This is a genomic window from Methylobacter tundripaludum SV96, assembly GCF_000190755.2.
Lineage (GTDB): Bacteria > Pseudomonadota > Gammaproteobacteria > Methylococcales > Methylomonadaceae > Methylobacter_A > Methylobacter_A tundripaludum.
In genome coordinates this window covers 438001-460080 of record NZ_JH109153.1, presented here as the reverse complement: position 1 = coordinate 460080, position 22080 = coordinate 438001, and the positions used below count along the sequence as shown (strand labels likewise).

Here is a 22080-nt window from a genome sequence, read left to right as displayed (position 1 = left end):
GAAGTCGTTTATGCCCGACATTTACATACATCAAAATGTCGGGTAACGAAAAGCTGTCACTCTATCTACGGGGCTGAATATTTGAAGAAATCCCTTTCCTGCTGTTAGATGCTTATTATTTTGTATCCCGCTTTTTATTCCATTCTGCTTCTGTGAATTCATGCCAACTTGGCAATCCAAGATATAGCTGCTGCGTGGCATCTGCAATGGAAAACAAATCTTCCCATCCGATTCGGTTATCGCTGAATTTGTTAAGAGCTCCACCTTTTCCCTGCCAGCATTCGGGCGCACCACGAGGTGAAAATAGTTCTGTCCCCGTAAGTATAATGACAGGGCTGTTTACTTGCCCGAGAAGGCGCTTGGATCGTTGCGATTCGACCATTTTCTTGATCGAAATAATCTCTGCTGAAGAAAGTGTTTCCTTAAGTGTTGCGAAGATCAATACTGAACCCGGAAACTCGCGCGCTAAAAAATCCATTCTATCAATGTCGGCAATCTCAAACCCATTAAAGCTTTTACATTCGGCATGAACAATCTGTGGGCTGGACACTCGCCAATTTGAGGGACTGTACAAACAGGTAAGATCAGCCTCTAATTCATGTTCATCTTTTTTGGCGGTATAGCTAAAAAGAGGTGTAACTTTATTGTCCGATGTGAAGTTTCCTTTCAGAAATTTGAGAACCAGTAAAACGCTAAACGCTCCTTGCGAAACGGAGCTGGCAAAAGGTCCGTGAGCGCGATAAGTCCACTCTATATTTTTTGGTGATTGTACAGGGACATCAAAATTGGATAAGCAAAATCGGCAATCCGTTTGGTAATTCAATGCATCCAGTTCGTACCAGTTATGCCGTGTGCAAACAGGGCACTGAATTTTGGCGCCCAATTTCATGGCACTTGTTTTAATAAGCCTTTCTAGGATAATTTCGCTGTCAAAATCAAGGCCATGTTTCGTTTTCATTTGATTGAGTCGCCCTATAACAGCTGGTCGAGGCATCCCGCTTTCTTTCTCTAGTTCAGCTAATAGTTCAATCAAGCCTTTGTGGCCTAACCACCAAATACCCGAGATACCTCCAAGTTGTTTGACAAGTTGTGCAGCCATTCGTCCAGATGGAGATAAGCTTACCTTCCAACCTAGCTCCCTTAGCCACTCAATCATCACAGACTCAGCACGAGGCAATTCTAAGAAGATCAAATCTTGTTCATTGTAAGCAAGGAATATTGGACCTGAATTAGAAAATCGCCAATTGCGGTAGCCGATACCAATTGCCGAAGATAGCTCCCTACTACTCTCGGGGAAAACTTCCGCCATAGGCTCTTTTGAATCATAGAACCGGAAGGAAAAATCGTTTGCGAATCGGGGTTCGCCTGAATATTCTTGGAATGATTTGATTTTGGGGTCATACGAACGCAACTCCAATCGCTCTTGATCATCAGCTATTTGTATATCAACTTTATGCGCATAAGGTTTTTCCACTCCTTCTTGAGTGTTTTCACGTGCCCATGCATCCCAAAGTCTCGGATACCACCATCTTAACGAGTACTTCGGTTCTTGTTTATTTTCGCCGAGTGAGATATTTAGCGAGTCGCAAAATGTCTTCACATCATCTTCAGACACCGTTCGTGATTTCTGAATTATTGTCCGATTAAACATGTTTGGATTGTGCCGGTATGGTCGATAGTTTTCTTCGATAAAATCGCGGGCAAACTTCTTTACTGTTTCCAAACCGGAAATTTGAATGGGTATGGGTACAACGTAGTATCCCGCCGCACGCAGATTCCAATAATCTATTATGTCCAGAGGATTGTTGGCATTACAAAAGAAAAGCTGAGGTTCACGAAGAGGTTGGTGCTCCAAAGACCAAGACGTAAGTCTTCGTGGGAAAACATTAAGAGGCTCAAGTAACTCAACAAAATTATCCAATGTTGGTTGGGGAAATTTGACCTCAAGATGTTTCCCGTAATACCTGTCAATGACTTGCTCAGCTTGCGCTGGTAATTTCCCAAAAACACTGGCTAAGAAAAGTCCGTGTGTCTTCGGTAACTTTGGAAACATGAGAGTCAAGTCATCATTTCGTTTGAACTTGAATTCCTTATCGACAAAATCTGCAAGTACCTCTAAAAATCCTAAGCCAAATTGAGGTGTATGCGTTTCAGCTATGTCTCCGATTAATTCATTTATCTTGATTATTTCACGATGCCCTACCTGGAATTCTCTACTTTCACAGAGCCCAACAGGTACGATCAAATCCGGGTCAAAGGCGTCGATATAGCCTGTGATAATTTCTTCAGGCTGAGGTAAGCGTCGTATTCTCTGAGGCTCCCAAGTTCTAGGTGTGCGTGTGTAGACGGGAATAATGGGGTTACATGTGCCGCCCCAAAGAAAAGTACTGGCTTCGATAGCACGTAAAAGAGCGTGTCGATCCTTAGGATCTACCAAGAAAGCGATGCGAAGCGGACGTGCGCGAATAGTTAGCGTGCCTGATGCCATTTATTAAATCACCACATAAGGAAAAAATATAAGCCCAGTAGATACTCTGCGCATACCTTAAAGCCTAACGTATCATATCATGATCTCAAATATCCGGTTTGCCGTGCTAGACATACACTATGCAGTACGCGTAGCGTACATGACTGGATTTATTTTCCCCTTCACCGATGCCTCGCCGTTTGTTACGTTCATGTTGCAAGCCCTGCGGGATGCTATGCGCGAGGCGGGTGATACCGATCAAGTAAGCGATCAAGTTACCGACTAAGCCATGTAGGGTACGCTGTGCGTACCATCGAATGTTGAAAGGTACGCACAGCGTACCCTACGAGACTACAAGCCCTGCGGGATGCTATGCGCGAGGCGGGCGATACCGACCAAGTAAGCGACCAAGTAAAAATGCTGCTTGAAGCCATTGGCAACAGCGAACTGAGCGGTTCCGAGCTGATGAATGCATTGGGCTTTTCTCACCGTCCGACTTTCAGGGCAAACTACCTAAACCCTGCCATGGAAAGCGGCTGGCTTGACCGCACCCAACCCGGATCTCCTAGAAGCCCGACGCAACGCTACCGTTTATCCGAAAAGGCCAGGATCTGGCTGCAAACCAGGAATGAAGCGTGAGGATTACAAGGCTTGCATCCTCGCCGACTAATCAAATCACAACTATTTCCCGCTGATCAATCACTTCGCCTATAACACAAGCCTTGGCTACTCCATTTTGATGCAGGGCATTTAGACATTCCTGCGCCTGATCGGATGGCACTGAAAACAACAGCCCGCCGCTGGTTTGAGGATCGAACAGCGCCGGGAACTTTTGATGGCTCACATCGGCACTCAATGCTGTTGACTTAAGGGTGCGGACTCCTTCTCCCTCAGGGAGAAGGTTGGGATGAGGGGGGGCAAATAAGCTTTCTTCCTTATTCTGATTTCCCCTCACCCAACCCTCTCCCTCTGGAGAGGGCTTTGTGCAGCTTAAGTCAACAGCATTGACCTCGGCACTCAGCACGGCGCTTAAAGACCGATAATTTTCCTCAGCAATAGACGCGTAATAGCCTTTGGCGAATAATTCGTCAACACCATCGAATAAGGGGATCGCCTTGTAGTCGATTTTAACACCCACCTGACCGGTATTTTTCCCCATCATCTCAAACGCATGGCCTAGCAGGCCGAAGTCTCGTAGGGTACGCACAGCGTATCCTACGAGACTGAAAGCTATGTTTAAAGAGGCAAGACGATGAAAAGAAATTTGTTCGATGAACTCAGTGAAGGTTTTGATGCTTTGGCGGAGCAGCGCCAAGGCAAGCGCACGTTGAGAACTCACGACGTTGAGATGAAGCCTGCGCCGGAATTAGCTGCCGCTGAATTGGTGGCATTGCGGGAGCCATGTAGGGTACGCTGTGCGTACCATCGAACATTGAAAGGTACGCGCAGCGTACCCTACGAGACTGGAACGGTGCTGATAAATTGGATTTTTATAAAAGAATCCATTTTCCTGTATTTTATGGTTGAAAAACTAAACCGGCTCACATGAACTACCAACCGCCCTATACCATCACCCCAGCCATCCTGAACTTGGTCGCAGAAATCAGTGAACTGATCGGCCGCTATACGATTTTGGCCGAGCAAAACCTGACGCCGCGGCTGCGCCGGGAAAACCGGATTCGCACGATTCAAGCTTCGCTGGCTATTGAAAACAACACGCTGACCTTGGAACAAGTGACTGCGGTGATTGACGGCAAACGCGTGCTGGGTCTGCCGCGCGAGATTCAGGAAGTTCGTAACGCATTTGCCGCCTATGAAGCGATGGATAACTGGCATCCGGCTTCTGAAGCCGATTTGCTGGTTGCGCATGGTTTGCTGATGTCGATGTTGGTTGACCAGCCGGGAGTATTTCGTTCCGGCGGTGTCGGCATATTTCGGGGTGAGCATCTGGTGCATATGGCGCCGCCCGCCGACCGGGTGCCTTATTTGATGGTCGATTTGCTGGATTGGCTGAAACGCAGCGAAGAGCATCCGTTAATCAGCAGTTGTTTGTTTCATTACGAACTGGAATTTATTCATCCTTTCGCCGACGGCAACGGTCGCATGGGGCGATTGTGGCAAACGCTGATTCTTCGTCAGTGGAAACCCTTGCTGGGTTATTTGCCGGTAGAAACTATCATTCGCGAACGGCAGAACGAATATGATCGAGTGCTGGCCGAAGCGGATGAGCGCGCCGATGCCGCGCCGTTTGTCGAGTTCATGTTGCAAGCCCTGCGGGATGCTATGCGCGAGGCGGGCGATACCGATCAAGTAAGCGACCAAGTAAGCGATCAAGTAAAAATGCTGCTTGAGGCCATTGGCAACAGCGAACTGAGCGGTTCCGAGCTGATGAATGCATTGGGCTTTTCTCACCGTCCGACTTTCAGGGCAAACTACCTAAACCCGGCCATGGAAGGCGGCTGGCTTGACCGCACCCAACCCGGTTCTCCTCGAAGCCCGACGCAACGCTACCGTTTATCCGCAAAGGCCAGGATCTGGCTGCAAACCAGGAATGAAGAGTGAGGATTACAAGGCTTGCATGCTCCCCGACTAATCAAATCACGACTATTTCCCGCCGATCAATAACTTCGCCTATCACGCAGGCCTTGGTTACACCGTTTTGATGCAGGGCTTTTAAACACGCTTCCGTCTGATCGGACGGCACTGAAAACAACAGTCCGCCGCTGGTTTGGGGATCGAACAGCGCCGGGAACTTTTGATTGCTTATCTCTGCATCCAATACGGCACTTAAAGACCGATAGTTTTCCTCGGCAATAGAAGCGTAATAGCCTTTGGCAAATAATTCGTCAACACCGTCGAATAAGGGGATCGCTTTGTAGTCGATTTTAACGCCCAAAGCTTGACCGGTATTTTTCCCCATCATCTCAAACGCATGGCCTAGCAGGCCGAAGCCGGTAATATCCGTGCAGCCGGAAACGCTAAAGGATTTGATGATTTCCATCGCGGTTTTGTTGGATTGCAGCATGCTCGAAAGCGCTTGATCCACCAATTTGCCGTTGGCCTGGGCCAGCATATTGGCGGCGAAGATGGCGCCGGTGCCGATGGGTTTGGTCAGTATCAGCCGGTTTCCGGGTTGAGTGAGCTGTTTTCTTAAAACCTGCTCCGGCGCGACTTCGCCCTGGACTGCGAGTGATATGGCAAGCTCCGCGCCTTCGCCGGTATGGCCGCCGACCAGGGAGGCGGCGCTTTGGGTCAGAATATCCAGCACGCCCGACATCACTTGGAAAATATCTTCCTGCTGAATCTTCTTGTTTGCAGCGCCGAGCGTCAGGCCGACTTGCGCGGTCTTGGCAACGCCGCCCATCGCATAGATGTCGCTTAACGCATGTTGGGTGGCGATTTGCCCCAGCATGTAAGGGTCCGAAATAAACGAGCGGAATTGGTCGATGCTTTGCAGGCACAGGGTATGCTCGGAAAACCGGGTCAACGCGCAGTCTTCGCCATCCTTAACGCCCAGCAAAACGGCGTCGTCGGTGGGGATGTCCAGCTTGTTCAAGCTCAGCGTTAGTGTGGAAGCGGCAAGTTTGCTGCCGCAGCCGCCGCAGGTATTGCTTTCCCAATCTTCGGGGACCAGCGTGGTCTTGGGCATCGGCATGGCGTTATCGAAATGCCGGGGCTTTACGCTGAAAGTCTTGGCCTGAAAGCGCTTCATGAAACGCCTGTCGATGCCGTCCTTAACCGTCCACAACAATGAAGGCCACATCCATCTGAGGATTGATGCGCTATCCTGATGAACCAAGGCTTTGCGCTCGCCGATGGTGATTAAAGACAGCACGTTTTTCTTGGGATGAAAGGTTTTCAACGCCGTTTTTCCGGTGAAAAAAGCGCGGATATTGTGCTCAAGCACCATGCCTTGCCGGACCGCATAAACGCCCGCTTTTTTCAGCGGGGACGGCGAAAAGTGTATGCAATCACCGGCGGCAAACAGATCGTGTTCGTTTTCAACCAGCAGGTTTTTGTTGACCTTTACAAAACCGTCCGGGCTCACCGGTAGCCCCGAGTGTGTAAACCACTGCGGCGCGGCGGCTTGCGTAGCCGTCAGCACCCGGTAAAAATCTTTAGTCTGGGCAAGTCCTTTGTCGTCTTTAAGCACCAGGCCGTTTTCCTGTTCTTTAAGCGCCTGGGTGTTTTTAAAGACTTTTATGTCCAGCTCTTCGAGCGTTTTTGACAGTCTTCTTTGGGCTGAAATATCTTTGGCTGAAACCAGGAACTCATGCCGGTGGATAAGGCTCACTTCGGCATTCCAGTTATGTTGGTCGATCAACATTTTCAGGATAATCGAGATTTCAACGCCGGATGCGCCTGCGCCAACCACGGCAATTTGCAGGGATTCGCTGCCTTTATAAGCTTTCAGATCGACGATCAATCGCTCCCAATGTGCAATAAACCTGGAAATCGGTTTAAGCGGAATAAGCTTTAACGCCGCCTCGGCCGATGAGTTTTCTAGGCTTTGAGGCGCTATGCCGACGTTAATGGACGCGCAGTCGTAACTAACTTCCGGCCTGTTCTCCAGCTGGATTTTTTTCCGTTGCGGATCGATGCCGATGATTTTGGCCTTGATAAAACGCTGGCCGAGTTCCTCGCAGATGCGTCTTAAATCGAAATGGCATTCTTCATAGGAATAATAGCCCGCCAAATAGCCGGGTATCATGCCGGAGTACGGCGAATGCGTTTGGTCGGATATCAGGGTGATCCTAAGCCCGCCTATCGGATTCATAACCAGCATTTTCAAGACCTGGATGTTGGCATGCCCGCCGCCGAGCAAAACCAAGTCTGAAACTATCGGGGTTGAATTTTTATTCATAATGCAAAGGATTTCCGATAATGAATCTAGCAAAAAGCATTGTCCACGAAAGGCACGAAAGGCACGAAAGGCACGAAAAATCGTAACTATTCAGCGTATGCCCAATAGAACACGGATTCGCTGGTTCCCAAGCTTCGGCTTGGGAACCAGCGCAAGATACGCTGAATAGTTACGAAAAATCTTGCAACAAGATTCTTTCGACTGTTTTTTTTCGTGTCTTTCGTGATTTTCGTGGCCCCTATTTTTTATAGATCGATCTCTTGATGGGAAGTTCTTTTTTGAGAATCGACTAAAAAATCCAGACAGTCCTGCCAAGTGCCTTGAAACAAGGTCTTTCGTGATTTTAATGACAGCGAATGGATATAAAGTTTGTCGTAATAATGCGTCAGCAGGCGCTCAATCCAGTCGAGATAAGCGTCTGCGTAAGCCTCATTCAGCGCATCGAATTGGAAGGATTGGCTCAGCATAGTCTTAATGTTATCGCACTCCAGACCGCCCAGCTTGTTCCTGATCCGTTCGACATTTTTGGCAAAGCCGGCCTCCAGTTCGTATAACGCCATGCCGCCTACAAAAGGCGCTTGGATATATTCCTTAAAAATTTCCAATGCCCGAACCCGGGCCGGTGTTTCGATCATCACCATCGGCGCAGGGACCATTCGCGCATAAAACTGATCAGGCACGTGGCATCGACCGATATTAGGGCTTTCATCCTCCAGAACAAAGTTATCTGGAACTTGATATAACGCTTGCGCCAACTTGTTTTCAAACGTGGCTTGCTGGGGCTGGCTTTTGCCAATATGGGCTCCGAAAGCGCTGCCGCGATGATCGGCAAGCGCTTCAAGATCGACAAAGTGCCGGAGCCGATGGATTAAGCGGGTTTTGCCCGATCCGGTCATGCCGGAAAGGACGACAAAGGGGGAGGGATTCTCTATGACCTTAAGCGCCTCATGTCTTAAACCTTTATAGCCGGAATCGACCCGGAAAACTTCAAGTCCGTTTTGATAGACCCAATCCTGGGCTAACCGGGAGCGCAGACCGCCGCGCCAACAAAAGATCAAAGCGGATTGCCGGGGATGGCTTTTAATCGAGTCGCACCATTGCTGAATCATCCTCTCCTTATAATCGCCGCTGACCAGTTTGTGTCCCAGCGCCTTGGCGGCTTCCGAACCTTCGGTCTTATAGGTCAGTCCCACATCATGGCGATGGGCATCTGATAGTATCGGGATGTTTAGCGTGTTTTCGAAGTGCGCCTTTTCATATTCCCCCTCCGACCTTACATCAATAACGGCCACTTGATTATTGGCGCTAAGCAGACTAAAAGCCTCGGCAGCGGGAAGGGTAGGGTGATGGTTCATATTGAAATTATGGTCAGCAAGAATTCGCCTTAATATAACAGAAACGGCTGGCGATCTTCTTGCTGCACCAGGAAGAGGGCGTTGATTTGATTTTTTGATTTGTCCGGTGAGATGGGCGTTTTTAGATGCAAACTATGGACTGTATTTATGTGTCGACAGGCCGGCATGCCCGCTTCCATGGACTTCACACGGAAAACCAGGTAGGGCGGCGGGTAATCTTGGTAGGGTGCGTTAAACTTAAACGCACCCTTATTCACGATATGAAAGTAATAAAGTACGGTGCGGATTTGATCCGCTACCTAATTATGCGCGGTTATTTACTCTTCCAATACCCGTTGCCGCCGCTGCAATTTGGCTACCCGTTTTTGCACAAGGGTCTTGGCTGCATCGGCACCGATATGCGCTTCGCCGCGCTGTTTGGCTAATTCCATTTGTTTTTCACGCTCCATGAAACGGGTTTTCCGCTCAGCGGTGATTTTGTCGTAACAATGGGGGCAGCTGACGCCTTGCTGATAGTGTTCGCTGGCTTTGTCGGCTTCGGTGATCGGCAGGCGGCAGGCGTTGCATTGGTCGTAGTTGCCTTTTTCAAGCTGGAGATTAACCGTCACCCGCTCGTCAAAGACAAAGCATTCGCCTTCCCAAAGCGTTTCCTGGGCGGGGACTTCTTCCAGGTATTTTAATATGCCGCCTTTGAGATGATAAACCTCGTCAAAGCCCTGTTCTTTTAAGAAAGCCGTGGATTTTTCGCAGCGGATACCGCCGGTGCAGAACATCGCCACTTTTTTGTGTTTCCCGGGGTCGAGATTTTCTTTAACATAGTCCGGAAATTCGCGAAAGCTTGTGGTATTCGGGTTAATGGCGTTTTTAAAAGTGCCGACTTTAAATTCGTAGTCGTTGCGGGTGTCCACCAGTATCACATCAGGATCTGAGATCAGTTTGTTCCAATCTTTAGGGCTGACATAAGTGCCCACCACGCGCTTGGGGTCGATACCTTCCACGCCCATCGTCACGATCTCTTTTTTGAGTTTAACTTTGGCGCGGTTGAAAGGTAGTGTGTCGGTCAGCGATTCTTTGTGATCTATATCGGCCAGACGCGGGTCGCTGCGCAACCAATCCAGCACCGTGTCGATGGCTTGGCGTGATCCGGCTATCGTGCCGTTGATGCCTTCGCCGGCCAGCAACAAGGTGCCGCGGACGTGGTTGGCTTCCATGACATCATGCAGGGGTTGACGTAAAGCCTGGTAATTTTCCAGGGTGACAAATTTGTACAGGGCACAAACTACTATGTGAGACATTAATTATTCCTTGTTGCGGGCTGGAACGTAAATCCAGTGCAGATAAAAACGATAGGCTTTCAGGGAATTAACTTTCTGAAATGTAAAAAAATCCTTTGAGAAAAACTTTCAAAGAAGCGGTTGAATGATAACACTAAATCTTTTCAAAATTAATTTATGGGAAACATAGGAAAACATATTAATAGCCCTGATGTTAAGCGGTATTAATGTCCCTGGATTCAAGTCATAAATGCCATCGTGGTAAATATTACACGTATTGAAAAAATATACCTTGACAGCATACTGTCGAGAAGATCATACTGCACCCAGCTTGAAAATAAGATTTACCCTCTGCTTACCATTTCGATGTATCTTCTGTAGTTCCTCGTCCTGTTTTTCATTTTGTAACTTCCAAATTTACCGGCTTGACCCGCCTTTTTAAGGCTTTTTATATTCAAATATTTTATAGGACTTTTTATGTCTACAATGACTACTGGCATCGTTAAATGGTTTAATTCTGATAAAGGCTTCGGCTTTATCGAGCAGCAATCAGGTCCCGATGTTTTCGTACATTTTCAACAAATCAATAACTCTGGTGGCTACAAATCGCTGGATGAAGGCCAAAAAGTACAGTTCAGCGTAGCGCAAGGCCAAAAAGGCCCGCAAGCTGAAAATGTAAGCGTCATCAGCTAAGTTATAAGTTACATGCTGCGGCACAATTACCCGTGCCGCAGTTTATATTCAAAAATTCAATCAAAGCCTGTCATAAATTAAAGTCGACTAACTTTAAATGTTATTAGCAAGGCTTCTTAATCATCCTGTCCAATCGGATGGTTTCAATCTGCTCGCTGTCGCAACCTTAAATATTTGCCGGTAAAGAGCATCAAAATCCACCCTGTAATAAAGCTTTCTCGCGTGGTTTTTAAGGCTTTACTTGTAGTCATTTGACTCCTTGATAGCGTCTACATCGCCGGATACGAAAACGGCAGAATTAATCTAGCAAAAAATTAGCCTGTTTCAGGCGATCATTCGGCTCAGCGTCGGTGGTTTCATCTTTTAAATTCACACCTGAAAACTGTAACTTTTCGGCCTCATTAAGCAAAAACAGTAATTTCTTTAACGCCTGCTGATAACTCAGTCCGTTGTTATGGATATTGGAAATGCAATTGCGGTCGGCATCGGTGCTTATGCCCGATCTGGCCTGATAGGTAAAGTAAATACCCATGCTGTCTGGCGAGCTTAAGCCCGGTCTTTCACCGATTAATACGATACACAGACTGGCTGCATAGTGTTCCGCGATAGCATCGCCAATCGCTACGCGCCCGTGTTTTACCAAACACAGCGGAGGCAATCTGTAGCCCTTTTGTTGCAGTTCGGGCAGCAATAAACTCAAAAACGGTTCGGCGTGATATTCAATGGCGGTAGACGATAATCCGTCGGCAACAACGACAACCGCATCAACCGGAATGGGCGCGCTGTGCTGCAAACAGGCCATAGCCGATGCGCTTAACAAGCGTCCGAGATCGGGGCGCTGCAAATAGACAGACTGATTTTCCGCCTGGGTTTGCAAGGTCAGCGTTTGATAGCCCTGCACATTCAAGCGCTGTTCGAGTCCTGCAAAATCCAGCGGGATGTTGACCGCATCGCGGGCCAACGCATGCGCCAGCTGAAAATCCAGACAGGCGCGGGTCGGCAGGCTCATTCCCGCCCGTCCCAAAGCGATGCGCGCCGGGGTGAATTGTTTCAGGCTATGCCACGGATCTTGGGCAATCGTCGGTTCGTTATCGTCGCTCATCGCCTTACTCGCTCAGGTTTTGCAAAGACGATTTAAATAATGCCGGTACATCAGGCCGTTGTAGCAACTGATTTTCGGCATTAAAAATGCCGTGTTGTTGCAGCCATTGCTCAAACTCCGGCGCGGGCCGCAAGTCCAGCAGTTGGCGCAGATAAAGCGCATCGTGGAAAGACGTGGATTGATAATTGAGCATCACATCATCCGCGCCGGGAACGCCCATAATAAACGTGCCGCCGGCAACGGCCAATTGGGTGAGCAGCATATCCATATCATCCTGGTCGGCTTCGGCGTGATTGGTGTAACAGACATCGCAGCCCATCGGCAGGCCCAGCAGTTTGCCGCAGAAATGATCTTCCAGACCGGCGCGGATGATCTGCTTGCCGTCGTAAAGATATTCCGGGCCGATAAAACCGACCACCGTATTGACCAGCAGCGGTTTGAATTTGCGCGCGACCGCATAAGCCCTGGCTTCGCAGGTTTGCTGGTCCAATCCTTGATGGGCATTGGCGGACAGCGCGCTGCCTTGCCCGGTTTCAAAATACATACAGTTATCGCCCAAGGTGCCCCGGCCCAGTTCAAGGGCGGCCAGCCGGGCTTCGTTTAATAAATCCAGGTTGATGCCGAAGCTGTCGTTGGCTTTTTGCGTTCCGGCAATCGATTGAAACACCAAATCAACCGGCGCGCCTTGTTCGATGGCTTTCAAGGTCGTCGTTACATGCGCCAGCACACAAGACTGCGTCGGTATTTGATAACGCTCGATCACATCATGCAGCATGTGCAGCAAGCGCGAGGTCGCCTCAAGATTGTCGGAAGCCGGGTTAATGCCGATAACGGCATCGCCGCAGCCATACAGCAAGCCGTCCAGCAGGCTGGCGGCAACACCGGCCGGATTATCGGTAGGATGATTCGGTTGCAAACGCGTGGATAAGCGGTTTTCCAGGCCGATGGTGTTCCGAAAGCGGGTGATCACGCGGCATTTTTTAGCGACCCAAATCAAATCCTGGATACGCATGATTTTGGATACAGCGGCCGCCATTTCCGGCGTGACGCCTGGGGCTATCGCGGTCAGCGCTGCTGTTGTCGCCTGCTCGGACAGCAACCAGTTACGAAAGTCGCCGACCGTCAGGTGACTGATGGCCGCAAAAGCGGCGCTATCATGCTCGTCGATAATCAAGCGGGTGACTTCATCCTGTTCATAAGGCACCAGCGCTTCATTAAGGAATTGTTTTAGCGGCACATCGGCCAGCACCCACTGCGCCGCGACCCGCTCAAGGTTATTGACGGCGCCCACACCGGCCAGATAGTCGCCCGAACGTGCCGGGGTAGCCTTGGCCATCAGGTTGCGCAGGGTTTTAAAATCGTAGGCCTGATCGGCTATGTGGGTCTTATACATGAGCGGCTTATCCAGAGATATTCGGGATGCTCAAGATAACATTATCTTGTGAAAACGGCGTTACATAAGCTTACGTATTGCCCGCGAAAATAGATGAACGGGCCTTAACTGAATGGCCGTGATGGATGAGATAGTGAGTAGGATGTTCCTACGCAGGAAACAAGATATATTCCCGTGTCATTCGTGGCCTGTCTTTTTCGCGGCGGTGATGGGCAATGCATAACATAAGCTTTTTAAGCAAAATAATCGGCAGCGCCAAACCAATCTACCGCGTTTTGATTTACAGGCGTCGGCTTTTCGCTAACCAACTCGTCAAGGATATATTCCAGCCCATAAAAATTGCCATTATCAAAAGCCTGATTCATCGGTGCGACAATATCGCTATGCGTATCGAAATTCTGGTTAACCATTTGTTACCTTCCTATTTCACTGACTGATGCACAAAATTAAGTGTCATACAGATACATTTCTTGTCATGAGAGGAAATAATTTCTGTAATTCTTGGCTAACATGCGCTTTGCTCGCTGAACAGAAACTGAAGCGGTAGGGATAAGTGGCCGGTTCTAACATTTCGATGTGTTGAAATAGTAGAGCCTCTCTTTGCATGGCGGGATTGGGTGCTCGTAAGTCGCCTTGTATTCAGCAGATGCGCTGAATCTGTGATATTGACCGGCTATTTTCGCCCCGTAAGCGTTATTTCTGTTGCTCTGCGGTTTCCCGTAATTTTTGTCGAGTTTGTTCGAACAGTGCGGCCAAGCCTGCGCAGGGGTTTGGGGTATCGAGCGTTTTAAGCAAGGCGGCTGCCAGGCCAAAATCGGGGTCATTGTTCGTGGATTTATTGGAACCGCGTCTTGCAATGCCAGCAGCAATTGCCGCATCCGAACAAGCCAGTTCGATCAGTTTCGGCTGTAGCACTTGAGTACGGTAAACGCCCAGTTGCAACGGGTTACGGTATTCACATTCCAGCAAGGTTGGATTATCGCTGTAGCAGCCTGTTTGGCTGATCGGTTTTCCCGAGGGTAATTTCGTACCGGCGGAATTCATGCGATTCTGAAAGGCACTGAATTGTTCGCCCTCCAGTATCGGCTTGAGCGTTGATTCCAGCTTGCGTTGTTGCTGCTCGCTCCAATCCGACACCAAGCTTTCGGCAATGAATGCGCCATCGAGATTGGCTTGTGACCAGTCAATCCCCAGCAGTTCCGCTTCACGTAGTTCCGCACCCTGTAGTTCGGCCAAGGCCAAGTCAGTCCCCTGCAATTTCGCATAGACCAGATTTGCACCTTGAAAATTCGTCTCGCGCAAGTTAGCGCCCTGCAATTTTACCCCGCGCAAGTCTGCGCCCTGAAGCTTCGCCCCGTTCAGGTTTGCACCCTGCAAATCCGCCCCGCGCAGATCCGCGCTCTGAAGTTTTGCCCAACCCAGGGCTGCGCCTTGCAGATTCGCCCCGCGCAAATCCGCGCCCTGAAGATCAGCCTCGATCAGGCCCGCACTCTGTAGCTGAGTCCCACCCAAAATCGCACCCTGCAATTGCGTTTTGTCCCAACCGATTACGCCCTGTAGCTTCGCTTTTAACAGGATCGCGCCCTGTAACTGGACATGGCGAAGATCGGCTTTGGGTAATACGGCACCGAAAAAATTGGCAAAGCGCAGGTCGCGATTTTGTAAATTGAGTCCGTCGAATTCCTTAAAGGCCGCGTCACGGACTTGTTTATCAGGGTCTATTGCCCGAGTTAATAGCGACAAGGACACTTCTTTGGGTACCAGCCTGGCTTCTCTGAGATTCAGGTTGCGTGGAAATAAACCCAAATTGAACCATGAGCAGGGACCGAGCATCACCTGGAGAATGGATGCTTCTGATTTTTCAGCCATTGCCAGCGTCGTGCAGGACACAACATCATATTTATGGGCGGCGACACTCAGCCATGACTCAGGCACTTTGCGGATCAACCAATCCTCGAAGTAGCGGGGCGCATTCTCAGGCTGGTCTTGCCCCGAGGCGTAATAAGTCTGTACGGTAATACTGCCGGGTATCACCGCGATAATGCTGAGCAGAATAATCACCGGCACAGAGACTAATAAGAACACCATGCCCTTCGGTTCGGTTTCAGGGGGCAGCATAGGCTGGTGGGCAATTTCACGCGCGGGCAGATTCGGCCGGAGACGCTGAATCAATCGCGTTAGCCGGTTCCATCCGAGGGCGCTCAAATACCGGAGCCAAGCAGGCCAATAACCCAGCAAGCGAGCGCTAAAGTTCTGCCACCATTCCTGTGCCCGGTCTTGAGGCGAGGCGATCAGCGGCCACAAGGTAATCAGCATGGCCGCATCGACCCAAACCGAGAGGCGCTGCGACCAGGTGATAGCTTCGTCATGAAACGGAAGGAAGCGGATTTGTGCGGCCAGCAACATTAATAAAGGTAAAGCGATGACGGTAATGCCGACCACCAAGGATAGCAGCCAGCGGATCAACCAGACTTCAGAACGCCCTGCGATCAGATGAGTGAAAGGGAAGATGAACAAGCGGTTGCGCACCTGTTGCCCGGTCGGCGTATCGGGAAGGTCGCGATCCAGATTCCACAGCTTGCAAGAGAGCAATTCCAATTGCATGAGCAGGTTAAAATGCAGCAGGACTACCATCCACGGCACGAAGCCGTAAAAAGTGGTCAGCGGCAGATCCACATCCAGAATCGGCAGTTTGACCGGGCTGATGCGCAGCAGGTCATCATGCGTTGTGCCCCAGACGATGACGCCGAGATAGGTAACGAAGGCCATAAACGCGACATGCAGCGCCGCCACGGTCTGAGATGCGGAGTTGGCCGCTTCCAGAAGTTTCTCGATATGCGATGAGAGTTCGTCGTTGCTTTGCGGTAGCGGATCGGACATGGCGGTTGGGCTGGTTTCGGAGGCTTAATTTGATGAAGTATAAAGCAAATGAGGTCATTCATTTGAATTCAGCGCAGCTATCACCCGAATCTACAATCCTCCATCACTCTATTCTTAACCAATAACCCTGTTCAATCGATCCGCGATGGCAGATCCCAATATCCGCCGATAGAAACATGCTTGTTGTTTTAATCCAGTTAATGGGCGGGATAAGTGATGATTTATTTTCGCCTTTAACTCATTCCACAGGTACAGCATTAGGCGCCCAAACCTTTGGCGTACTCATGGCATTTTCCTTTCACTTCAAGCCAAACGCTTTTAACTGGCTACCGATAACTTTATCGTACCCCTCGACCCGGTAGATCATGACATACACCTTGCCATTCGCAACAACCGGCGGGATCATACGGGACATCATGCCGAGCCCTCCGTGGCAACCACCCACATTTCCCGTTGAAAACAGGCGCTTCATATTCCGGCTGCCGGGTAGGATAGACGTCGCATCGTAGGCAATCAATTCGCCCTCCGCAAATCCTTTATTGGCATCCCCGCATTTTGCATAAACGGCCCAAACAAGGGCTGTATCGAAGTCGATGGCGGTATCGGGAGCGCCTTGCAATTTGGATGGCTTGCCGGAAACCATCAACAAGCCGCCCGGCATCCCGCCTGGCGCACCAATGCGTGCGGACGCCAGCTCCTCGCCTTCCGCACGGAATACCGGACGCCGATCGCGTGTTGTTGAGAAATCGTACGCCTTGAGGGACGCATTCTCGCCCCACACATACACAATGCCGCCGCCAGCATCCTTCTGGGCCAACGCGAGGGCGTGGATGTGATGGGTCCTGCCGTTTTCGGGACCGCCTTCAATTTTGCAGGGCGTAAACCAATCATCGTCAACTACGCAAGGAATGCTTCGATTCAGTTCGTTTGCCCGCAGCCAGCTTTGTTGCGTCTCGCCGTCCTTATCGCCGCTGAAATAGGACCCTATCAGGGGCGGCCGAAACATTAGTTTATTGAACCGGTCGTTATGCCCCAGATCGGTTTTATCCAACGCATAAATAATGCCGTCTTTGGTTCCCTGCAACAAAACATCCGATCCGGGAATCAGCAGGGGTCCGGCAGAACCGAAATCCCAATCGGTCCCTGCTCGTAACCTAAATTCGCCATCCGGTCCACGAGGCGGCGGGACTGCACGTCCGCAGGAAACTTCGCTGGTGTTATCTTGCCAAAGACAGCCTGCGCCGGAAGTCCGCTCATCGAGAAAGGCTTTATACCAGTCCGTTTTTTGCAGTTCGGGGCGCTTGCCGGACAGACTGGGCAGGTAGCGCAACTTGATCATGCTCTCGGTAAGGTCGTCGCCGCCGTTATTGGATGTGCCATTCGACGTAGCGACGTAGATCATGTCGCCTTCCGTCACCGGTGCGCCACCCGCTTGCCAGATACCGCCTCCCCAGGAATTAAACGCTGTGGTACAAAAAATCGCCGGATCACGGGAGAAGCCTTGTTGATTGAGCAGGGCGCGGGTATCGTAAGCGATCACAAAACCGTGCGGATTATCGCGCTTATCGTCGTTAGGGTGCTCCCCATTTGCCGCAAAGGCGAGTACCAGGCCCTTGTTGCCGGTCAGCGCCAGACCGGCGCGCAGTTTCGGGTAAGTGTATTGTTTGCCTTGCCCGTCGACGGCATTGGCATCATTGAACCCGCAGTTGTTACCTTCCTGGGATTGACCGAAGATACGCACCGGCTCGGCTTTTTTGTCGCCGGTTTTGGCGTCGAGGATAAACACCTTATAGTCGCGATAACGGTCGTCACCTTTATTTTTTTGCACCCATGCTGCGACGAACAGGGTGTTAGTGGAGGGATCAATGATCGGGGTTGCCGAAATTCCCCAATCGGGCGTATGCCCCCACATGTCCATATCTTGCGTTTCCTTTCCATCCTTCCTGGTTACGGTATTAATGGGTGGGCCGAGCTCTTTCTCATAAACCTTGTTATTGGTCTTCGCATTAATGCCGATTACCTTATTTTTCATCGTCGTGACAATCACCAAATCATTTCCATTGATCCCCTTTTCGAGCACAAGGGGTTGAGTTTCCACTTTAGCGTCGAAATTGAAAGTGTTAAGCAGGCCAAATTGCGCATTATTGACGTTAGATTTATTCAGAATGAATTCTTGATTGTTGGATGCGGTTCTAAAGTGATTCCCGGCCCTTTCGTTGATGCTGACCGCCTGGCTAGCCGGCGGAGCGAGAAGAAAGAAAAACACCGCGCTTAAGTAACCGGCCGTTGCAAATTTCATAGCGTGTATCCAAAGGGAGGAAAATCAGCGGCCAAGCCGGGGTTTGGCTTAACCGCGATAAATTAACGGGCCCAACGCTATTCGCTCAAGCGTTTTGGGGATCAGCGAACTTCAGCAGGTTTCTGAAGAGGGCATGGCAGCCGCTCAATATGGGCTTCCAGCTAATGGGAGCCGCATTGACATAAGATTCATCATCGGAGTCCAGCAAGCCGTAAAACACTTCGGCGACGATACGCCCGCCAACCCCGCGCAGTTGCGTACCGACCCCTTTAGGATCGTTCAATAGAAAACTCTCTGGAAATTCGTCCAGTTGATTCCGGCTTGCAATCTCATCCACCAACGGCGCTTGCGCTTCGGCCAGGATATAGAACCATAGCGGCGTGTCGTCCAGAAGTTCATCGGGAATCGGGACAAATTTAAAAAACGTCTCGCCATCCCGGTCGAATGCCTGACGCGTTACCAAGTGCTGCTTTTCGATCGGAGTGAAGTTAAAGCCGCTGTTTTTAAGCAGCGCGGCAAATATCTGGCCGCTTTGGATTTTATAGGTATTGCCGCGCAGCAGATTGAGCAGGGCCAAAGAAGGGCGGGGCGGCTCTCCCACCGTATCGGGAAGCGCGCCAATCTGGGCAATCGCTTGTTGCGTCGTTTCCTCGCCGGCCACCTCTTCTCTCGGTAGAACGGCTAAGGGATCAACCAGCGTTGTGTCAATTTTGTAGGCAAATTGCAAGCGCTCCCGGCCATTTGGGGTTTCATCGGCCGCTTCCTCGCGAGACTCTAACGGAAATTCTCCGGGCAAGGTTTCAGGGAAAAACCGCCCCCAGGTATCGACCACCTGATTATTGGTTACCGGATCAAAACCCAGCAGGCTACCCGCACCGGCGAGTGTTGTATTGTCATCGCTAGAAGGAAAAATATTGAACCTGTTCTCAAGCCCCGAATTCAAGCGATAGCCGGTTCTGACCATCGAATGGCCAAAACGGTAGGCGGCGGCGACAAATTCTCGCGGCAAACTGCCGCGCTTATCTTCCGTGTAGAGCAGATACCTGTCTTTGCGCTCTTCAGGATCGCAGCATTGCAGGTCCTCCAACACTTCCGCAGCGATTATCCGAGGCAAAAAATCCTTTACGATGATTTTTTGATAGGCCCAGCGCACTTCATTTCGCGCCGACTCGAACAGTTTATTCGGGGTGTTCCAGTTCTCCGGGTCTTGCTGATTCAGTTCGTCAATCACCGCATTGTGATACTTGACGAAAGCCAGCTGGATTTGACTGACGATGGAATTTTCATCGTTGCGTTTATCACCGATAATCGCCCGTCCCAATGGATTGCGCAACAGGTCTTGTCCGGCAGGATCGTTCGGCTCTGGCGATTGAGGATCATTTTTGAATAATAGTTTGTCGCCATCATACATGAAGGGCTGTGCGGCCGGTCCGTCTCCATACAGGCAGTCCAGATCGAATCTCGGTGTGCGCAGATTTGTCGGGATTGCCGGGTTCGTTGGATCAAGCGAAGAGCTGCTGTCAAAGGTCAGATCGTGATCGATGAACTGGCCAAGATAGGTGTAGCCCGCGGGCACCAGCAGGTTTTCTTCGGGATCAGGGCCGTCTTTAACGGTATCGACTTCGCCTTTCATGTCTTCGGCAAGCTTGGCAAGGACTCGCGGGTGGTAGCTTTTTTTACGTAGAGGCAGTAGCGATGTAAAGTTTTGCTCGCGTTTCCCAACGTTACCATGACCTAGTTCATTCATTTGCGTCTCCTTTGTTTTGATGGATGAAAAACTCAGTTTCCTTAAGTATCCTTCACCTTCGTTTATCCTTTTTACAGGGCAAAGGCCGGATGTCTACTCAGTCGCATCTTCCATCTCGCTAACCTTTTAAAAGTTGTTTTTCCCGGCTGGAAAAACGGCGATGAATAGTGGGAAAAATTGAAAGCCGCTTGGCGTCCCACGGTAGGTTTGGTGTTCCGTCTTTTTTATGCGGATAGGTATCAGTCAGTTTTAGTTTCGTTAGTTTCGCCTTAAATTTCAATAGATTAAATATTAAATAAGCATTAAAAAATCGCATTTATACGACTTATTAGACTTATTACTTAAGCAACTGATGTTACGCAGTTAAGTAGTTACGCAAAAGTTATTTGGAATTTTTTACCGATGTCACTCAGGATTTCCAACACCCACTTTTTCAAGTGTCCGTAACTTTGATAGGCATCAAGCGGCAACCATTCGTACTTAACTTTACGCCAGAGTATTTCGATCAGGTTCAGCTCCGGGCTGTAAGGCGGAAGAAAATGTAAGCACACACCACGTTGTTGCCAGCCCGCCAGCTTTTCTTTGAATACGCCGCTACGATGAATGGAAGCATTATCCAACACCACACAGCACGGCACTTTAGTTTCTTCGTACTTGCCTGCATACGTTTCGACAAACGCATCAAAGGCATTGACAACCGTATCCGTTGTCACCGATTGTTCGGAGCTGTGGAAAAACAGATCATTGCTGCGACTCAAAAAACCTAACACATTCATGCGCTTGCTACGATAGCAGGGTATTTGTCGGGTCTCGCCAATCCGTTGCCATCCATAGGGTACACAGGGTGTCGTGCTAAATCCGGATTCGTCAAAGTAGTAAAGCTTCAATTCCCCATCATCCTCTTGCTGTTTCAAGGCCTTCAGATATGCCTTATCACGTTGGAAATCTGCTTCATTACGCTTTCCCTTCACTGATTGCCGACAACGTTTCCAGGCATAGGCACTTTTTTTAAAATTCGTTTAAAGGTGTCAAGGCTGGCTTCCTTGCCCGTCTCCTCCAGCAATCGTGCTGCGGCGGCCTTGGGCTGGTGTGGGTTTTTGTCAATATAGCCCAGAAAAACGGCTTGTTCCTCAACCGTGAAGCGCACAGGCCTACCGCTTCGTGGACAATCGTAAAGCCCTATTAATCCCTCTGTTTCCCATTTGTCTAACCATGAGCTGACAGTCTCATGCTGGGACTCAAACAATTCGCTCAGCCGTGCAATTACATACCTTCTATTATTCAATAAGATAGCATGTGCCCGTTGTCTAACCCGGAATAATGGGTGGTTACGATAGGCTTCGGTTAACGTTACTTCCTCTTCCGGGGTCAGTTTGGCGATGAATTTCAGGTGGACTCCTAATTTTTGTCTGTTATTGCAATCGTTTCCAGTTTGACACAATAAATTTACTTCCTAATAACTTTCGCATTACTACTTAGTCGAATTTCGACCGCTTTAACGTTAAGGAGTCGCTAGCGCGACACTTGATTGAATCGGGTTGTCGCACCCGAAGGCGAGTTACTTTCTTTTGCTTCGCCAAAAGAAAGTAACCAAAGAAAAGGCGACCCGGTTGCCGCTTATTTCCTGTGCTCCTCGCTTTTATCGAGGGTCAGCAGAAGGGGCTCCTGCCCCTCTGCTGACGTGCGGCATCCCTGCCGCGCCCCTAACGGGCTGTTCTCGATAAAAGCTCCGGTGCTCGGCGCGGCAAACGGGAGAAATACCATCCGTGCGTAATATCAGTTAAGCAATAAAACGCGCATTGATTGTGTAATTAAGGAAGCCGCTGAAAATATCGTGCTTCGACATGTTCAGCGTAAACGAAGCGTGTTACGAAAATAGGGGAGGAACCACGCCGCCGTCGTTAGAGTCGTCCACGGTGTCGATGCGGTCATTCTGCCGGAGCCAAAAGGCTGGTTTCCCTCGCTACAATGGACGGTCACTATTTCCTTAGGTACTCATGCGTATA

18 protein-coding genes are annotated in these 22080 nt (G+C 49.8%); 5 read left to right on the top strand and 13 right to left on the bottom strand.

Translation table 11 applies throughout. From position 1 onward, the window contains the following. Positions 1 to 115: 115 nt before the first annotated feature. Positions 116 to 2488 carry a hypothetical protein gene (locus METTU_RS15155; protein WP_006892635.1) on the bottom strand — a complete coding sequence of 791 codons (2373 nt, stop codon included), beginning with the start codon at positions 2486 to 2488 and terminating at the stop codon, positions 116 to 118. Positions 2489 to 2567: 79 nt separating this feature from the next. Here METTU_RS15155 and METTU_RS24085 point away from each other — a divergent pair, with 79 nt between their 5' ends. Together METTU_RS24085 and METTU_RS15150 are read left to right on the top strand one after the other, a co-directional pair. Then, entirely contained in the window at positions 2568 to 2753 is a 186-nt protein-coding gene (locus METTU_RS24085; protein ID WP_006892634.1) for a hypothetical protein, read from the top strand. A gap of 86 nt (positions 2754 to 2839) precedes the next feature. Beyond that, positions 2840 to 3106, top strand: coding sequence for a Fic family protein (locus METTU_RS15150; RefSeq protein WP_040580872.1), 267 nt, complete (start codon positions 2840 to 2842; stop codon positions 3104 to 3106). Between the two features lie 31 nt (positions 3107 to 3137). Here the strand turns inward: METTU_RS15150 and METTU_RS15145 are convergent, their stop codons facing one another. Then, a complete protein-coding gene (locus METTU_RS15145) occupies positions 3138 to 3674 on the bottom strand; it encodes an AIR synthase-related protein (protein WP_150107866.1) in 537 nt (178 codons plus the stop codon). 45 nt (positions 3675 to 3719) lie between these two features. On the opposite strand from METTU_RS15145, the gene METTU_RS24080 reads away from it, so the two are divergent. Together METTU_RS24080 and METTU_RS15135 are read left to right on the top strand one after the other, a co-directional pair. Next, positions 3720 to 4016, top strand: coding sequence for a hypothetical protein (locus METTU_RS24080; RefSeq protein WP_006892633.1), 297 nt, complete (start codon positions 3720 to 3722; stop codon positions 4014 to 4016). Further along, complete coding sequence (locus METTU_RS15135; protein WP_006892632.1) at positions 4013 to 5029, top strand: Fic family protein; 1017 nt, start codon at positions 4013 to 4015, stop codon at positions 5027 to 5029. The genes METTU_RS24080 and METTU_RS15135 overlap by 4 nt, the downstream gene beginning before the upstream one ends. 31 nt (positions 5030 to 5060) lie before the next feature. Here the strand turns inward: METTU_RS15135 and selD are convergent, their stop codons facing one another. The 3 genes from selD to trhO all read right to left on the bottom strand — a co-directional run bounded on the left by selD (position 5061) and on the right by trhO (position 9981). Continuing rightward, entirely contained in the window at positions 5061 to 7331 is a 2271-nt protein-coding gene (selD, locus tag METTU_RS15130) for a selenide, water dikinase SelD (protein ID WP_006892631.1), read from the bottom strand. Between the two features lie 245 nt (positions 7332 to 7576). Further along, the gene (gene mnmH, locus METTU_RS15125) at positions 7577 to 8686 is read right to left on the bottom strand and encodes a tRNA 2-selenouridine(34) synthase MnmH (protein ID WP_006892630.1); all 1110 of its coding nucleotides are present in this window, start codon (positions 8684 to 8686) and stop codon (positions 7577 to 7579) included. Positions 8687 to 9003: 317 nt separating this feature from the next. Continuing rightward, a complete protein-coding gene (gene trhO, locus METTU_RS15115) occupies positions 9004 to 9981 on the bottom strand; it encodes an oxygen-dependent tRNA uridine(34) hydroxylase TrhO (RefSeq protein ID WP_006892628.1) in 978 nt (325 codons plus the stop codon). Between the two features lie 456 nt (positions 9982 to 10437). Between trhO and METTU_RS15110 the strand changes: the two genes are divergently transcribed. Further along, positions 10438 to 10653, top strand: a complete 216-nt coding sequence (locus METTU_RS15110) for a cold-shock protein (RefSeq protein WP_006892627.1) — start codon at positions 10438 to 10440, stop codon at positions 10651 to 10653. A 298-nt stretch (positions 10654 to 10951) separates the two neighbouring features. Here the strand turns inward: METTU_RS15110 and eutC are convergent, their stop codons facing one another. The 8 genes from eutC to METTU_RS24565 form a co-directional block, all read right to left on the bottom strand. Then, a complete protein-coding gene (gene eutC / locus METTU_RS15105) occupies positions 10952 to 11755 on the bottom strand; it encodes an ethanolamine ammonia-lyase subunit EutC (protein ID WP_006892626.1) in 804 nt (267 codons plus the stop codon). Positions 11756 to 11759: 4 nt separating this feature from the next. Next, positions 11760 to 13148 (bottom strand): ethanolamine ammonia-lyase subunit EutB, encoded by a 1389-nt coding sequence (locus METTU_RS15100; protein ID WP_006892625.1) that lies wholly within the window; start codon positions 13146 to 13148, stop codon positions 11760 to 11762. Between the two features lie 233 nt (positions 13149 to 13381). Further along, positions 13382 to 13558 (bottom strand): hypothetical protein, encoded by a 177-nt coding sequence (locus METTU_RS23725; RefSeq protein ID WP_006892624.1) that lies wholly within the window; start codon positions 13556 to 13558, stop codon positions 13382 to 13384. A gap of 283 nt (positions 13559 to 13841) precedes the next feature. Then, entirely contained in the window at positions 13842 to 16028 is a 2187-nt protein-coding gene (locus METTU_RS15095; RefSeq protein ID WP_006892623.1) for a pentapeptide repeat-containing protein, read from the bottom strand. 298 nt (positions 16029 to 16326) lie between these two features. Then, positions 16327 to 18327, bottom strand: coding sequence for a hypothetical protein (locus tag METTU_RS15090; protein ID WP_006892622.1), 2001 nt, complete (start codon positions 18325 to 18327; stop codon positions 16327 to 16329). Between the two features lie 85 nt (positions 18328 to 18412). Next, entirely contained in the window at positions 18413 to 20074 is a 1662-nt protein-coding gene (locus METTU_RS15085; RefSeq protein ID WP_006892621.1) for a peroxidase family protein, read from the bottom strand. A gap of 371 nt (positions 20075 to 20445) precedes the next feature. After that, entirely contained in the window at positions 20446 to 21045 is a 600-nt protein-coding gene (locus tag METTU_RS24570; protein WP_050897707.1) for an IS630 family transposase, read from the bottom strand. Next, positions 21042 to 21515: a helix-turn-helix domain-containing protein gene (locus tag METTU_RS24565; protein WP_006893918.1), complete on the bottom strand. Its 474-nt coding sequence runs from the start codon at positions 21513 to 21515 to the stop codon at positions 21042 to 21044. The genes METTU_RS24570 and METTU_RS24565 overlap by 4 nt, the downstream gene beginning before the upstream one ends. Between the last annotated feature and the right edge of the window lie 565 nt (positions 21516 to 22080).

Coding starts and splice junctions, on each gene's coding strand:
- mnmH (WP_006892630.1), bottom strand. CDS start 8,686: ATGAACCATCACCCTACCCTTCCCGCTGCCGAGGCTTTTAGTCTGCTT.
- eutC (WP_006892626.1), bottom strand. CDS start 11,755: ATGAGCGACGATAACGAACCGACGATTGCCCAAGATCCGTGGCATAGC.
- METTU_RS23725 (WP_006892624.1), bottom strand. CDS start 13,558: ATGGTTAACCAGAATTTCGATACGCATAGCGATATTGTCGCACCGATG.
- selD (WP_006892631.1), bottom strand. CDS start 7,331: ATGAATAAAAATTCAACCCCGATAGTTTCAGACTTGGTTTTGCTCGGC.
- METTU_RS15135 (WP_006892632.1), top strand. CDS start 4,013: ATGAACTACCAACCGCCCTATACCATCACCCCAGCCATCCTGAACTTG.
- METTU_RS15100 (WP_006892625.1), bottom strand. CDS start 13,148: ATGTATAAGACCCACATAGCCGATCAGGCCTACGATTTTAAAACCCTG.
- METTU_RS15155 (WP_006892635.1), bottom strand. CDS start 2,488: ATGGCATCAGGCACGCTAACTATTCGCGCACGTCCGCTTCGCATCGCT.
- METTU_RS15150 (WP_040580872.1), top strand. CDS start 2,840: ATGCGCGAGGCGGGCGATACCGACCAAGTAAGCGACCAAGTAAAAATG.
- trhO (WP_006892628.1), bottom strand. CDS start 9,981: ATGTCTCACATAGTAGTTTGTGCCCTGTACAAATTTGTCACCCTGGAA.
- METTU_RS15090 (WP_006892622.1), bottom strand. CDS start 18,327: ATGAAATTTGCAACGGCCGGTTACTTAAGCGCGGTGTTTTTCTTTCTT.
- METTU_RS24080 (WP_006892633.1), top strand. CDS start 3,720: ATGAAAAGAAATTTGTTCGATGAACTCAGTGAAGGTTTTGATGCTTTG.
- METTU_RS24085 (WP_006892634.1), top strand. CDS start 2,568: ATGATCTCAAATATCCGGTTTGCCGTGCTAGACATACACTATGCAGTA.
- METTU_RS15110 (WP_006892627.1), top strand. CDS start 10,438: ATGTCTACAATGACTACTGGCATCGTTAAATGGTTTAATTCTGATAAA.
- METTU_RS15085 (WP_006892621.1), bottom strand. CDS start 20,074: ATGAATGAACTAGGTCATGGTAACGTTGGGAAACGCGAGCAAAACTTT.
- METTU_RS15095 (WP_006892623.1), bottom strand. CDS start 16,028: ATGTCCGATCCGCTACCGCAAAGCAACGACGAACTCTCATCGCATATC.